This is a genomic window from Halopseudomonas salina (assembly GCF_008641105.1).
The window spans coordinates 244077-257950 of the sequence record NZ_VTTI01000004.1 but is presented as its reverse complement, the minus strand read 5'-3'; the positions used below and the strand labels follow the sequence as shown (position 1 = coordinate 257950).

The following is a 13874-nucleotide window of genomic DNA, read 5'->3' as shown; positions in this document are numbered from 1 at the left end:
AGCTTCAGAGTGCGCAAGTTTATTCAGGTTGCATTGATTTCTGCTTTGGCTATGGCCAGTTTTACCGTATCGGCCCAGATGAAAATTGCGGTACTCGATTATCAGATGGCACTGTTGGAATCTGATGCAGCCAAGGCTTATTCAGTCGATGCCGAAAAGAAATTTGGTACCCAGCTACAGCGTTTGCGTAATCTTGAGGCCGAAGCCAAGCGTCTTCAGGAGCGCATGCAGCGTGATGGTGAGAAATTGGGACAGACCGAGCTAGAGAAGCTTGATCTGGAGTTTCGTCAGAAGGCTCGCGACTTCCAGACCGAGTCCAAGCAGTTGAACGAAGCCAAGGCTCGTGCTGACCGTGACATGCTTGAAACCCTCAAGCCACGTTTGGACAAGGCGGTCGAGACTGTTCTGCAAGGTGGCAACTACGACCTGGTGATTGATCGCAGCGCAGTGGTTGAAGTCAAGGCTGAGTATGACATCACGCGCCAGGTTATCGAGCGCCTGAACGCGACGCGTTGAGTCGGCCGGTGAGCTCACCATTGCAATTCTCGCTATCGGCTATCGCCGAAAAAGTCGGTGCACGGCTGGTCGGTAATCCCGACCAGCTCATCGGCGGGCTGGCAACCTTGCAGGATGCTGGCCCCCTTCAGCTCAGCTTTCTGTCGAGCAGTCAATATCGCAAGCACCTAGGCTCTACCGGTGCAGGCGCAGTGCTGCTTACCGAAGCCGACGCTGAGAATTTTTCCGGAAATGCCCTGATTGTCGGCAATCCCTATGTGGCCTACGCGCGTCTTTCGCATCTGTTTGATCCCAAACCGTTAGCAACTCCGGGTATTCACCCCTCGGCTGTTGTAGAGCCGGATGCGGTCATTGATCCAACTGCCAGCATCGGTCCCGGAGCGGTCATTTCATCAGGTGCGCAGGTTGGTGCAGGAACGGTTGTTGGTGCGCAAAGCTTCATAGGCGCCCGCTCGGTAATAGGTTGCGATGGCTGGGTGGGACCTCGAGTAAGCATCTACCATGATGTCCACATCGGCAATCGGGTTGTCATTCAATCTGGAGCCGTCCTGGGTTCGGAAGGTTTCGGTTTCGCCAATGACGGTGGGCGCTGGGAAAAGATCGCACAGATCGGTGGTGTGACAGTGGGAGACGATGCGGAGATCGGTGCCAACACCACTATCGACCGCGGCGCTTTGGCTGACACATGCATCGGCAATGGCGTCAAACTGGATAACCAGATTCACATTGCCCACAACGTGCAGATTGGCGATCACACGGCCATAGCTGCCTGTGTCGGTATTTCGGGCAGCACTCGCATCGGACGGCACTGCACTATCGCCGGAGGGGTGGGTATGGTCGGGCATATCGAGATTTGTGATAACGTCTTCATCACAGGCATGACCATGGTTACACGATCCATCACCGAACCCGGCGCCTATTCATCGGGTACGGCGATGCAGCCTGCGGTTGAATGGCGCAAAAGTGTTGCGCGCTTCCGCCAGCTTGATTCGTTGGCCAAGAAAGTCCAGAAACTCGAAAAAGAGCTCCTGACGGTGACTCAGGACTCTCACGGCTCATCAGAGTCCTGAGCCGCGCCGCCTAGGCGCCTACTACTGCTTATTGCAAGGCCTGCTAATACATGGATATCAAGGAAATAAAAGAATACCTGCCCCACCGTTACCCTTTTTTGTTGGTGGACAGGGTTGTGGAACTGAATCTTGAATCCCGGAATATCCGTGCCTACAAGAACGTCTCGGTCAATGAACCCTTTTTCAACGGCCACTTCCCCGAGCATCCGATCATGCCGGGTGTGTTGATTATCGAAGCAATGGCGCAGGCTGCAGGTTTACTGGGCTTCAAGATGATGGACGTCAAGCCTGCCGACGGAACGCTCTACTATTTCGTTGGGTCCGACAAATTGCGCTTTCGTCAGCCGGTTGTGCCGGGCGACCAGTTGCAGCTCGAAGCGCAGCATTTGAGCAACCGTCGGGGGATCTGGAAGTTTGCCTGCCGTGCAACGGTTGACGGTAAGGAAGCCTGCTCTGGCGAAATCATTTGTGCGGAACACAGAATATGAGCCGGATTCACCCTTTAGCGCTCGTCGATCCGGCCGCGCGCCTGGCCGATGACGTTGAAGTCGGTCCCTGGACCCTGATCGGACCGGATGTGGAAATAGGCGCTGGCACGGTTATCGGTCCGCATGTCGTTGTGCGCGGGCCAACTACCATCGGCAAGCACAATCGTATTTTCCAGTTCTCCTCGGTCGGTGAAGACTGTCAGGACAAGAAATACAACGGCGAGCCCACACAGCTTATCATCGGTGACCACAATATCATCCGTGAAGGCTGCACTCTGCATCGCGGCACGGTACAGGATCAGGGCATCACCCGGATCGGCAGTCACAACCTGCTGATGGCCTACGTGCATGTTGCCCACGACTGCGTGGTAAACGACCACATTATCATGGCCAACAACGCGACCATCGCCGGGCACGTGCACATTGGCGACGGCGCCATTCTTGGTGGATACACCACGGTTCATCAATTCTGCAAGCTGGGCGCCTGGTCCATGAGCGCGGCCAACAGCGCTGTGTTCAAGGATATTCCGGCTTTCGTCATGGTTGGTGGCAACCCTGCCAGTGCCCACGGCATGAACTTTGAAGGCATGCGCCGTCGTGGCTACAGCCCAGAGCTGGTCGCTGCGCTACGCAAGGCATACAAGACGGTCTATCGTCAGGGTCTGACCCTGGTTGAAGCCCTCAAAGAGCTTGAAGAGAGCGCCAGCCTGTACCCCGAGATCGCCCTCTACCGCGACTCCATTATCGCCTCGACCCGCGGCATTACCCGCTAGCCATGTCAGTCCAGAAAGCATCGGGTGAGCGGCCTCTGCGTATCGCGCTGGTGGCTGGCGAAGCGTCAGGCGACACCCTGGGGGCCGGCTTGGTCCGCGCCCTCAAACAGTCCCATCCCCACGCAGAATTTATCGGTATCGGCGGCCCACGCATGCTGGCCGAAGGTATGCAGAGCAGGGTGCCCATGGAGCGGCTGTCAGTCATGGGGCTGGTGGAGGTGCTGGGCCGCCTGCGCGAGTTGTTGCGCATCCGCAAGGAGCTGGTTGCCTGGCTGCTGGAACAACAACCCGATGTCTTCATAGGCATCGACGCGCCGGATTTTACGCTTGGCGTTGAACGCAAACTGCGTGACGCAGGTATTCCTACAGTGCACTACGTCAGCCCGTCGGTCTGGGCCTGGCGTGAGAAGCGTGTTCTGGGTATCCAGAAGTCCACCGACCTGATGCTCACGCTTTTTCCCTTCGAGGAAGAGATTTACCGCAAGCATCAGGTTGCTGTGCGCTGCGTGGGTCATACGCTGGCAGATGAAATACCCTTGCAGCCTGATCACGATGCAGCCAGAGCCGCGTTGGGCATAGCTTCAGAAACGAAGTTGCTCGCCCTGATGCCCGGCAGCCGTAACGGTGAGCTACGCAAGCTTGGTCTGTTATTTCTTCAGACTGCCGCCTGGTGCCAGCAACGCGAGCCAGAATTGCACTTTGTGATGCCCTGTGCCAGCGAAGAGCGAAAGCTGCAAATGCAGGCCATCATTGCTGAAAGTGGTATTGATCTACCCCTGATGTTACTCGATGGACAAGCCCACCAGGCACTGGCTGCATGCGACTCGGTGCTGATCGCATCTGGAACTGCGACCCTGGAAGCCATGCTGTTCAAGCGCCCGATGGTTGTCGCCTACCGCATGGCCGGACTGACGTTCAGGATACTCAAGCGTCTGGTCAAGGTCGGCCACGTAGCGCTGCCCAACCTACTGGCCAAGCGCGAAGTAGTCCCCGAATTCCTGCAGGACGCCGCCACTCCGGAAACCATGGGCGCGGCCCTGATGCAGTTATTGGCACCCACCGCCGAGCGTGCAGAAACCCAGGCAACTTTCATGCATTTGCACGAAATGCTCCGGCGCAATGCGGATCAGGCGGCTGCCGAGGCGGTGCTTGATCTGCTCAGGCAAAAGGGCAGGCTTTAATGGCTCAGATACTGATGGATTGGAATCCACCCGTTGGCGATGAACTTGTTGCGGGTGTCGACGAAGTAGGGCGTGGTCCACTGTGTGGCGCCGTGGTCACCGCTGCAGTAATTCTTGATCCGCTGCGTCCGATCGAAGGCCTGAACGACTCGAAGAAGCTCACCGAAGCCAGACGCGAAGCACTCTTTCCGCTCATTCAGGAGCGCGCCCTTGCCTGGTGCATTGCCCGCGCCGAAGTGAATGAAATCGACCAGCTCAACATCCTTCACGCTACCATGCTGGCGATGCAAAGAGCGGTCGCGGGTCTGTTGGTCCAGCCCGATCGTGTACTGGTTGATGGCAACCGTTGCCCGGTTCTGCCGATGCCAAGCGAGCCTGTGATCAAGGGCGACAGCCGCGTTCCCGCCATTGCCGCCGCATCGATCCTGGCTAAGGTCGCCCGCGATCGGGAGATGAAAGAGCTGGACCTGCTCTACCCAGGCTACGGTATCGCCCAGCATAAGGGCTACCCCACACCAGTACACCTGCTCGCGCTCCGCGAACTCGGCGCCTCGGTGATCCATAGGCGTTCCTTCGCGCCGGTGCGCGAGGCTTTGGCGCTGTTCGAGTTTTCTGAGTCCGAGCGCCGCCAGTCCCAGGCCGAAAATACGTCCCTGTAGGCTCGGCGATCGCATCCCTGCCATCGATGGTCGGCTTGATTTGTTTGTTTCAATCCGGGTAGTGACTCGTTGAGACTGCGCGAAGGTCAAAATGGATTCCCGCGTTCGCGAGAATGACGGGGATTGGGTCAGGCACGAGATTTTTGCTTTTGACCTTGGACAGCAAACCAAGCATCACGCCGATGCCCGTTGAGCGCACAGCCTGGCGGGGTGGAGAAAGTGTCTGAAACATGGACGTTTCTGACAAGCCTCCATGGACGGATTCACGGCGGCTTTCGGAACCCTGCCAGGTTGGGAGCTCACAGACTCCGAGTCTGCTGCCAGCCCATTTCTGCACCACTGAGCCAGACAGACCCAGGCTTGGAGCGGTATGCTCCAATACCCAGGCAGTGATGCTCAGGAAGTGCTGCGCCAGAGCCATCAGGCGGAGAATTAAAAACTACAAGGGACAGCCCGCTGGCCCCCAACTCCACCCACCGTTACAATCCCAACCTTGAAGTAGCCTCCAGAAACAGGAATACCATGACCCACTCCTTCGTCCACTTGCGCGTCCACAGCGAGTATTCACTGGTCGACGGCATCGTCAAGATCAAGCCGCTGATCAAGACCGTGGCAGAGCAGGGGATGCCTGCAGTCGCAGTGACCGACCAGAATAATATGTGCAGTCTGGTCAAATTCTATAAAGCCGCCATGGCCGGCGGAATAAAGCCGATCTCCGGCGTAGACATCTGGCTGGTAGGGGACAACGACGACAACCAGTTGACCCGCCTCAGCCTGCTAGCCATGAACCGCAACGGGTATCGGAACCTGACCGAATTGATTTCCCGCGGTTACACCGAGGGTCAGCGCAACGGCGTTGTGACCATCCGCCGCGAATGGGTCGCCGAATCCAGTGAAGACGTAATTGCACTGTCCGCCGCCCGCGAAGGAGAAATCGGTCAATCGCTGCTGTCCAACAACCCCCAGGAAGCCGACGCACTGCTGCAGTATTGGATGCAAGTCTTCCCAGGGCGCTTCTACCTGGAGCTGCAACGTACCAGCCGCCCCAACGACGAAGAATATCTTCACGCCGCCGTAGACCTCGCCGTCAAGCACGACTGCCCGGTGGTAGCAACCAACGACGTGCGTTTTATCAAGCGCGAAGACTACGAAGCCCACGAAACCCGCGTGTGCATCGGCGAAGGCCGCGCCCTGGATGACCCGCGCCGGGTTCGGCAGTACAGCGAAGAGCAGTATCTGAAAACGCCGGAAGAAATGGCCGAGCTGTTCAGTGACATACCTGAAGCCTTGGCCAACAGCGTCGAGATTGCCAAACGGTGCAGCATTGACGTTCAGTTGGGCAAAAACTTCCTGCCCGCATTCCCCACGCCTGATGGTATGACCGAAGCCGATTTCTTCCGTAAGGTCTCCTTCGAAGGCCTCGAAGAGCGCCTCAAGGTCGTACTGCCTCCTGACTCGGAAAACTACGATCAGCGCCGTCAGGTGTATATCGACCGGCTGAATTTCGAGCTGGATATCATCATCCAGATGGAGTTTCCCGGTTACTTCCTGATCGTGATGGACTTTATCAAATGGGCCAAGAATAACGGCGTTCCAGTAGGTCCGGGTCGTGGCTCCGGGGCAGGCTCACTGGTTGCGTATTCGCTGCTGATTACCGATCTTGATCCCATGCAGTATGACCTGCTGTTCGAGCGCTTCCTCAATCCCGAACGGGTATCGATGCCCGACTTTGACGTCGACTTCTGTATGGAAGGGCGCGACCGGGTGATCGAGTATGTTGCCCAGACATACGGACGTAACGCGGTATCACAGATCATTACCTTCGGCACCATGGCCGCCAAGGCAGTAGTGCGCGACGTCGCGCGGGTGCAGGGTAAATCCTACGGGCTGGCCGACAAGCTGTCGAAGATGATCCCGTTTGAAGTCGGCATGACGCTGGCCAAAGCCTTCGAGCAGGAAGAGATACTCCGCGATTTTCTGGCCAATGACGAAGAGGCCCAGGAAATCTGGGACATGGCCCTCAAGCTTGAGGGTATAACCCGAAACGTCGGCAAGCACGCCGGTGGCGTGGTGATAGCACCGACCAAGCTGACCGACTTTTCGCCACTGTATTGCGACGAAGCGGGCGGCGGCCTGGTGACCCAGTTCGACAAGGATGATGTGGAATCCGCCGGCCTGGTCAAGTTCGACTTTCTCGGCCTGCGCACCTTGACGATCATCGACTGGGCGATGGACACGGTCAATCGCGTGCGCGCCAAGACCGGTGGCGAGCCGCTGGACATCAACTTTATCCCGCTCGACGATCAACCGACCTACAAGATGTTGCAGAAGGCCGAGACCACCGCCGTATTCCAGCTGGAATCGCGGGGTATGAAAGAGCTGATCAAGAAGCTCAAGCCCGATTGCCTGGAGGATCTGATCGCACTGGTGGCCCTGTTCCGGCCCGGCCCGCTGCAGTCGGGGATGGTCGACGATTTTATCAATCGTAAGCACGGCCGCGAGATACTCTCCTACCCGCATCCCAACTATCAGCTGGACAGCCTCAAGCCGGTGCTCGGGCCGACCTACGGCATCATCCTGTACCAGGAACAGGTGATGCAGATCGCACAGGTGATGGCTGGCTATACGCTGGGCGGCGCCGACATGCTGCGCCGGGCGATGGGCAAGAAAAAGCCCGAAGAAATGGCCAAGCAGCGTCAGGTCTTTCTGGAAGGCTGTGAAAACAACAATATTGATGCAGATCTTGCGGGAAACATCTTCGATCTGGTGGAAAAGTTTGCGGGTTACGGCTTCAACAAGTCGCACTCCGCTGCCTATGGTCTGGTGTCATACCAAACCGCGTGGTTGAAAGCGCACTACCCGGCTCCCTTCATGGCTGCGGTGTTGTCAGCGGATATGCACAACACCGACAAGGTGGTGACGCTGATTGAAGAGTGTCGCAGCATGAAGCTGCGCCTCAAATCGCCGAATGTGAATATCTCCGAGTACAAGTTCACTGTCGATGATGAAGGTGACGTGGTGTATGGTCTTGGCGCCATCAAGGGTGTAGGTGAAGGCCCGGTCGAAACCATCGTGGAGAAGCGCCGTGAGGGTGGACCCTTTATTGATTTGTTCGATTTCTGCGCACGGGTAGATCTCAAGCGCATCAACAAGCGGGTCATGGAAGCCTTGATTCGCTCTGGAGCCCTGGACAGCCTGGGCCCCTTTTTCGATACCGATCACCAGGTCTTTCTCAAACAGATTGATCGTAATCGCGCGTCATTGATGGCGGCAATGGAAGAGGCTATCGCTTCGGCCGAGCAGACTGCCAAAAGCGCTGACAGTGGTCATGGCGACCTGTTTGGCGAATTGCTCGGGCCCTCCACCGAGCGTGACGTGTATGAAGCCTATCGTCGGGCGCGGGAATGGTCTTTCAAGGAGCGCCTGCGTGGTGAGAAAGAAACCCTCGGCCTGTATCTGACCGGGCACCCGATTGATGAGTATGAGAAAGAGATACGGCGTTTTGCCCGCCAGCGCATCATTGATCTCAAGCCCTCGCGGGACAGTCAAACCATTGCCGGCCTGGTATTCGATCTGCGGGTGATGAAAAGCAAGCGCGGTGACAAGATGGGCTTCGTTACGCTCGACGACCGTTCTTCCCGTATCGAGGTATCCCTCTATGCAGAGGCCTATCAGTCGTCCCAGGCGTTACTGCAGAAAGATGCATTGCTGGTAGTCGAGGGCGAGGTGTCACAGGACGATTTTTCCGGCGGTCTGCGGATGCGTGTCAAGCGGGTAATGAGTCTCGAAGATGCACGCACCACCTTGCTCGACAGTGTGCGGATCAGTCTGGATACCACCCGCCATGGTCCGGAAAGCCTGGGCCAGATTGCTGGTCTTTTGCAGAAACACCCGGGAAATTGCGCAGTGACCGTGGACCTGCAGCGGCCCGATGCGGCTGCGGAGCTGCGTCTGGGTGAGACCTGGCGGGTTGAGCCAGCGGATGATCTGGTTCAGGGATTGCGTGACCAGTTGGGCAAAGACAGCGTCTCCCTGCACTATAGATAACAAGCCTGAAGGGGTGGCTCGACGCCGGGCCGCCAATCCCTTAAGGTAATGCAAAAATCGTACGCCCTGTCGCAGGGCCCACGTGGATGATGGATGCTTATGAGCAAGAGCCAGAAATACCTGGAGTTCGAACAGCCGATAGCCGATCTGCAGGCCAAGATTGAGGAGCTGCGGCTGGTAGGCAGCGACAACTCCCTGAATATTACTGACGAGATCTCCCGTCTTCAGGACAAAAGCCGTTCGTTGACCGAAAGCATCTTCGGCAACCTGAGCAGCTGGCAGATCGCCCAGATGGCGCGTCATCCCCAGCGCCCCTACACGCTGGATTACATCAGAGAGATTTTTACCGATTTCGAAGAGCTGCATGGCGACCGGCATTTTGCTGATGATGCCGCGATTGTTGGTGGTATTGCGCGACTGGATGGCCGGCCGGTAATGGTGATCGGGCATCAGAAGGGACGCGACGTGAAGGAAAAGGTCCGCCGCAACTTTGGCATGCCCAAGCCTGAAGGCTATCGCAAGGCCTGTCGGTTGATGCAGATGGCCGAGCGCTTCAATATGCCGCTGTTGACCTTTATCGACACGCCGGGTGCTTACCCGGGTATCGACGCCGAGGAGCGTGGGCAGAGTGAAGCTATTGCCTGGAACCTGCAGATCATGGCGCGGTTGAAGACGCCCATTATTGCCACTGTCATTGGTGAAGGTGGATCAGGCGGTGCATTGGCTATCGGTGTATGCGATCGCTTGATGATGCTGCAGTACTCCACTTACGCGGTCATCTCTCCAGAAGGTTGCGCCTCTATACTCTGGAAAAAATCCGAGAAGGCCGCTGACGCCGCCGAGGCCATGGGTATAACTGCCGAGCGCCTGAAAGAGCTCAAGCTGGTCGACAACCTGATTGCCGAGCCTCTGGGTGGTGCACATCGCAAGCCTGAAGAAATGGCAGCCCGCATCAAGGCGCAGTTGCTGGTTGAGCTCGATGCCCTTGAGGCTTTACCGGCCGAAGAGCTGCTCGAGCGCCGTTATGAGCGCCTGATGGCATTTGGTCTGAAGTAGATGTTCTCCACGCAGGAGCTGCTCAGGCAGTTGCTGCCCTGCACGGATGCTCCGACCTGGTGGTTGGGGTTGTCCGGTGGTATGGACTCAATGGTACTGCTCGACGCACTGGTCGATCTGGGCCGCGAGCATCCATTGCCCCCTCTGCGAGCCATTCACGTCCACCACGGCCTGCATCCTGATGCTGATAGCTGGACGGAGCACTGTGTCCGGGAATGCGAGGCCAGGCAGGTACCACTGACTGTCGAGCGGGTTCAACTGGCTGCGGGCGCAAGCATCGAGGCCCAGGCCCGTGACGCCCGCTACGCCGCTTTTGCCCGCCATATGGACACTAGCGACTGCCTTCTGCTTGCCCATCACTGTGAGGATCAGTTGGAAACCTTGTTGTTCAGGATGCTGCGCGGCACTGGTCTGCGCGGTCTGGCGGGTATGCCGGCGAGCCGCATATTGGACAGGGGGAAGCTCATAAGACCCTTGCTCGACCAGCCCCGCAGTGAATTACAGCTATGGGCCAGGGGCCGTGAGCTCACCTGGGTAGAAGATCCGGCCAACCATGATCCTCGTTTTGCCCGCAGCGCGCTGCGGCATAACCTGCTACCGACCCTGCGGCAGGGATGGCCAGCCATCGATAACAGCCTGCTGACCCTCGCCCGACATGTTCGTGAGGCAAACGAGGTGCTTGATGAGCGTGCCGAGGAGGATATGCAGTTGTTGGCTGCCGGCCTTGAAGACCCCTGGTTAGCTGACCGGCCTAGTCTGTCGGTTGCGGGATTGATGGATCTGTCTACTGCGCGGCGTAACAATGTGCTGCGCTACTGGCTAAGGGTTCATGGGTGCAGGCTGTCGCAGCGTCGGCTGCAAGAGCTTGATCAGCAACTCCATGGTGCGAGCGATAGCCAGCCTGTCCTCGAACTGGAAGAGGGGAGGCTATGCCGGTCGTCAGGTCGGTTGTGGCTGTTGCCGGTTTCTGATGCCCCGTACATGGATGGGCAATCGATCCAGTCCAGTGGAAAAGTCTTGCTCACCCCCCGTAACGGTGCGCTTCTGGTTCATCTGCCGGCAGTCACGCCGGATGATCTGGCAGAATGGGTTGTGCGCTATCGCCAGGGCGGTGAAGTGATCCGGCTAGCGGGCAGGCCCACGCAGTCGCTCAAGCATCTGCTGCAAGAGGCCGGTTTGCCGACCTGGTTACGAGCCAGAATTCCCCTGATTTACCACCGCGAGGAGCTGGTTTCTATAGGTGGCCGCTGGAACAATGAAGCCTATCTTCGCCAACACGCGGGCGAGGATTGGAGCATACGCTGGCAGCCAAGCGAGTAGTTCCTGCGCATTGGTGTTAACGCGGCAGAGGAGCAAGTGCAGACTGAGCTGCTGTAAGCGCGGTTCAGCGCACTTTTGGCGGCACTTGCGGATTGAGCAATCCGGGGGTGTCTGGTATCCTGGCTTCCCATCTTGACGAGACTTTGGGAATCAGCAATTGCTTCCCCCGGCCTCCCTTCTATTCCCTGCGGCAAGGCCGCTTAACAGATCAATCAACGGGTTTTTCATGACGCGCTACATCTTCGTCACGGGTGGTGTTGTATCTTCTTTGGGCAAAGGCATTGCCTCTGCGTCCCTGGCCGCCATCCTCGAGGCTCGGGGTCTGAAAGTCACGATGCTCAAGCTCGATCCCTATATCAATGTCGATCCGGGCACCATGAGTCCGTTCCAGCATGGTGAAGTCTTTGTCACCCATGATGGCGCTGAAACCGATCTGGATCTGGGGCATTACGAGCGTTTCATTTCCGCGACCATGGGCCGGGCCAACAACTTCACTACTGGTCGGGTCTACGAGGAAGTGCTGCGCAAGGAGCGCCGCGGTGATTATCTTGGCGCGACTATCCAGGTGATTCCGCACATTACCGATGAGATCAAGAGCCGCATCATCAAGGGTGCCGGCGACGCTGATGTCGCCATGGTCGAGATTGGTGGTACCGTGGGAGATATCGAGTCCCAGCCGTTTCTCGAAGCGATTCGCCAGTTGCGTATCGAAGTCGGCGCCAAGCGTGCGATGCTCATGCATCTGACCCTGGTGCCCTATATTGCCACCGCGGGCGAGACCAAAACCAAGCCGACCCAGCATTCGGTAAAGGAGCTGCGTTCCATTGGTCTGCAGCCCGACGTACTGATTTGCCGTTCCGATCATCCGATCGACCTTTCTTCCAGACGCAAGATTGCGCTGTTCACCAACGTGGAAGAGCGCGCGGTCATTGGTCTGGAAGACGTTGACACCATTTACCGGATTCCTGCGGTGCTGCATGCCCAGGGTCTGGATGATTTCGTTATAGAGCGCTTTGGTATGCAGTGTGGTCCGGCTGATCTCTCCGAATGGGATCGCGTGGTAGCCGGCAAGCTGTACCCCAACAAGGAAGTCACCATTGCCATGGTCGGCAAGTACATGGAGCTGCTCGAGGCCTACAAGTCGCTTATCGAAGCCTTGAGCCATGCGGGTATACAGAGTCAGACCAAGGTCACCATGCGCTATATCGACTCCGAAGAGATCGAGTTCAAGGGCCTTGGTCTGCTGGACGGTGTGGATGCGATTCTGGTGCCGGGCGGCTTTGGTCTGCGCGGCGTGGAAGGCAAGATCGCCGCCGTGCGTCACGCCCGCGAAAACAAGATTCCCTATCTGGGCATCTGTTTAGGTATGCAGGTGGCGGTAATCGAATACGCGCGCAGTGTGCTCGGTTGGGCAGACGCCAACTCGACCGAATTCGACAAGACCACCACCCATCCGGTGGTCGGTCTGATTACCGAGTGGGAGAACGCCGACGGTGATCGTCAGTTGCGCACCGAAGAGTCGGATCTGGGCGGCACCATGCGTCTGGGTGGCCAGGAATGCAGTCTCACGCCGGGTTCCAACGCCCACGCCTGTTATGGCAAGGACGTGATAGTGGAGCGTCACCGTCACCGCTATGAGGTCAACAACAACCTGCTGCCCGAGCTTGAGGCTGGTGGATTGAAAGTGACTGGTCGCTCTGTCGACGGTGCTCTGGTGGAGGTGATCGAGGTTGGTGATCACCCCTGGTTTGTTGCCTGCCAGTTCCACCCGGAATTCACCTCGACGCCGCGTTACGGTCATCCCTTGTTCAGCGGCTTTATCCAGGCGGCACTGGCCCAGCACAAACTCAAGAGCTGAGGTAAGCAGATGCAACACAAGACAATCCAGGTCGGCGCAATCGAAATCGCCAACGACAAACCCTTTGTGCTGTTCGGCGGGATGAACGTGCTCGAGTCCCGGGATATGGCCATGCAGATCTGCGAGGCGTATGTCAGTGTTACCGAGAAGCTGGGCATTCCCTATGTGTTCAAGGCCAGTTTTGACAAGGCCAATCGCTCCTCGATCAATTCCTACCGTGGCCCCGGTCTTGATGAGGGCCTGAAGATCTTTGAAGAGATCAAACAGACATTCAAGGTGCCGATCATTACCGACGTGCACGAGCCCCATCAGGCTGCGCCGGTGGCCGAGGTCTGCGACATCATTCAGCTTCCTGCTTTCCTGTCGCGCCAGACCGATCTGGTGGTAGCGATGGCTAAAACCGGCGCGGTGATCAATATCAAGAAGGCCCAGTTTCTGGCGCCCCAGGAAATGCAGCATATCCTGACCAAATGCGAAGAGGCCGGGAACGATCAATTGATCCTCTGCGAGCGCGGGTCCAGCTTTGGCTATAACAACCTGGTGGTCGACATGCTCGGCTTTGGCATCATGAAGCAGTTCGGCTATCCGGTATTTTTTGACGTGACCCACGCATTGCAGATGCCCGGTGGCCGCAGCGACTCAGCGGGCGGTCGGCGTGCCCAGGTCACTGATCTGGCCAAGGCTGGCATGAGCCAGGGTCTCGGCGGACTTTTCCTTGAAGCGCACCCGGATCCCGATAACGCCAAGTGCGATGGGCCCTGCGCATTGCGGCTGGACCGCCTGGAGCCGTTCCTGACCCAGCTCAAGGCGCTGGATGATCTGGTCAAGGGTTTCCCGGTGCTGGAAACCGCCTGATCATCCGATCCGAATACATACCACAGTCTTTCAGTTAGATGGAGCAAGCAG

At 57.7% G+C, this 13874-nt stretch carries 11 protein-coding genes; all 11 read left to right on the top strand.

From position 1 onward, the window contains the following. Window positions 1–9: 9 nt before the first annotated feature. The 11 genes from FZF01_RS08605 (at window position 10) to kdsA (ending at window position 13823) form a co-directional block, all read left to right on the top strand. Window positions 10–516, top strand: a complete 507-nt coding sequence (locus tag FZF01_RS08605; protein WP_150277737.1) for an OmpH family outer membrane protein — start codon at window positions 10–12, stop codon at window positions 514–516. 8 nt (window positions 517–524) lie between these two features. Further along, a complete protein-coding gene (gene lpxD / locus FZF01_RS08600) occupies window positions 525–1586 on the top strand; it encodes a UDP-3-O-(3-hydroxymyristoyl)glucosamine N-acyltransferase (protein ID WP_150277736.1) in 1062 nt (353 codons plus the stop codon). A gap of 50 nt (window positions 1587–1636) precedes the next feature. Next, a complete protein-coding gene (gene fabZ / locus FZF01_RS08595; protein ID WP_150277735.1) occupies window positions 1637–2074 on the top strand; it encodes a 3-hydroxyacyl-ACP dehydratase FabZ in 438 nt (145 codons plus the stop codon). Beyond that, window positions 2071–2847 (top strand): acyl-ACP--UDP-N-acetylglucosamine O-acyltransferase, encoded by a 777-nt coding sequence (lpxA, locus tag FZF01_RS08590; RefSeq protein WP_150277734.1) that lies wholly within the window; start codon window positions 2071–2073, stop codon window positions 2845–2847. The genes fabZ and lpxA overlap by 4 nt, the downstream gene beginning before the upstream one ends. Window positions 2848–2849: 2 nt before the next feature. After that, window positions 2850–4028: a lipid-A-disaccharide synthase gene (gene lpxB / locus FZF01_RS08585; protein WP_150277733.1), complete on the top strand. Its 1179-nt coding sequence runs from the start codon at window positions 2850–2852 to the stop codon at window positions 4026–4028. A 14-nt stretch (window positions 4029–4042) separates the two neighbouring features. Beyond that, window positions 4043–4687, top strand: a complete 645-nt coding sequence (gene rnhB, locus FZF01_RS08580) for a ribonuclease HII (protein WP_373286414.1) — start codon at window positions 4043–4045, stop codon at window positions 4685–4687. Between the two features lie 522 nt (window positions 4688–5209). Continuing rightward, on the top strand, window positions 5210–8734 hold the full coding sequence (gene dnaE / locus FZF01_RS08575; protein WP_150277731.1) for a DNA polymerase III subunit alpha: 3525 nt from the start codon (window positions 5210–5212) through the stop codon (window positions 8732–8734). Between the two features lie 99 nt (window positions 8735–8833). Continuing rightward, window positions 8834–9790: an acetyl-CoA carboxylase carboxyl transferase subunit alpha gene (gene accA, locus FZF01_RS08570; protein WP_150277889.1), complete on the top strand. Its 957-nt coding sequence runs from the start codon at window positions 8834–8836 to the stop codon at window positions 9788–9790. After that, window positions 9791–11110, top strand: coding sequence for a tRNA lysidine(34) synthetase TilS (gene tilS / locus FZF01_RS08565; RefSeq protein WP_150277730.1), 1320 nt, complete (start codon window positions 9791–9793; stop codon window positions 11108–11110). A gap of 226 nt (window positions 11111–11336) precedes the next feature. Next, entirely contained in the window at window positions 11337–12968 is a 1632-nt protein-coding gene (locus FZF01_RS08560) for a CTP synthase (RefSeq protein ID WP_150277729.1), read from the top strand. Window positions 12969–12977: 9 nt separating this feature from the next. Further along, window positions 12978–13823 carry a 3-deoxy-8-phosphooctulonate synthase gene (kdsA, locus tag FZF01_RS08555; protein ID WP_150277728.1) on the top strand — a complete coding sequence of 282 codons (846 nt, stop codon included), beginning with the start codon at window positions 12978–12980 and terminating at the stop codon, window positions 13821–13823. The last annotated feature ends 51 nt before the right edge of the window (window positions 13824–13874 follow it).

Coding starts and splice junctions, on each gene's coding strand:
- fabZ (WP_150277735.1), top strand. CDS start 1,637: ATGGATATCAAGGAAATAAAAGAATACCTGCCCCACCGTTACCCTTTT.
- lpxA (WP_150277734.1), top strand. CDS start 2,071: ATGAGCCGGATTCACCCTTTAGCGCTCGTCGATCCGGCCGCGCGCCTG.
- lpxB (WP_150277733.1), top strand. CDS start 2,850: ATGTCAGTCCAGAAAGCATCGGGTGAGCGGCCTCTGCGTATCGCGCTG.
- rnhB (WP_373286414.1), top strand. CDS start 4,043: ATGGATTGGAATCCACCCGTTGGCGATGAACTTGTTGCGGGTGTCGAC.
- dnaE (WP_150277731.1), top strand. CDS start 5,210: ATGACCCACTCCTTCGTCCACTTGCGCGTCCACAGCGAGTATTCACTG.
- accA (WP_150277889.1), top strand. CDS start 8,834: ATGAGCAAGAGCCAGAAATACCTGGAGTTCGAACAGCCGATAGCCGAT.
- tilS (WP_150277730.1), top strand. CDS start 9,791: ATGTTCTCCACGCAGGAGCTGCTCAGGCAGTTGCTGCCCTGCACGGAT.
- FZF01_RS08560 (WP_150277729.1), top strand. CDS start 11,337: ATGACGCGCTACATCTTCGTCACGGGTGGTGTTGTATCTTCTTTGGGC.
- kdsA (WP_150277728.1), top strand. CDS start 12,978: ATGCAACACAAGACAATCCAGGTCGGCGCAATCGAAATCGCCAACGAC.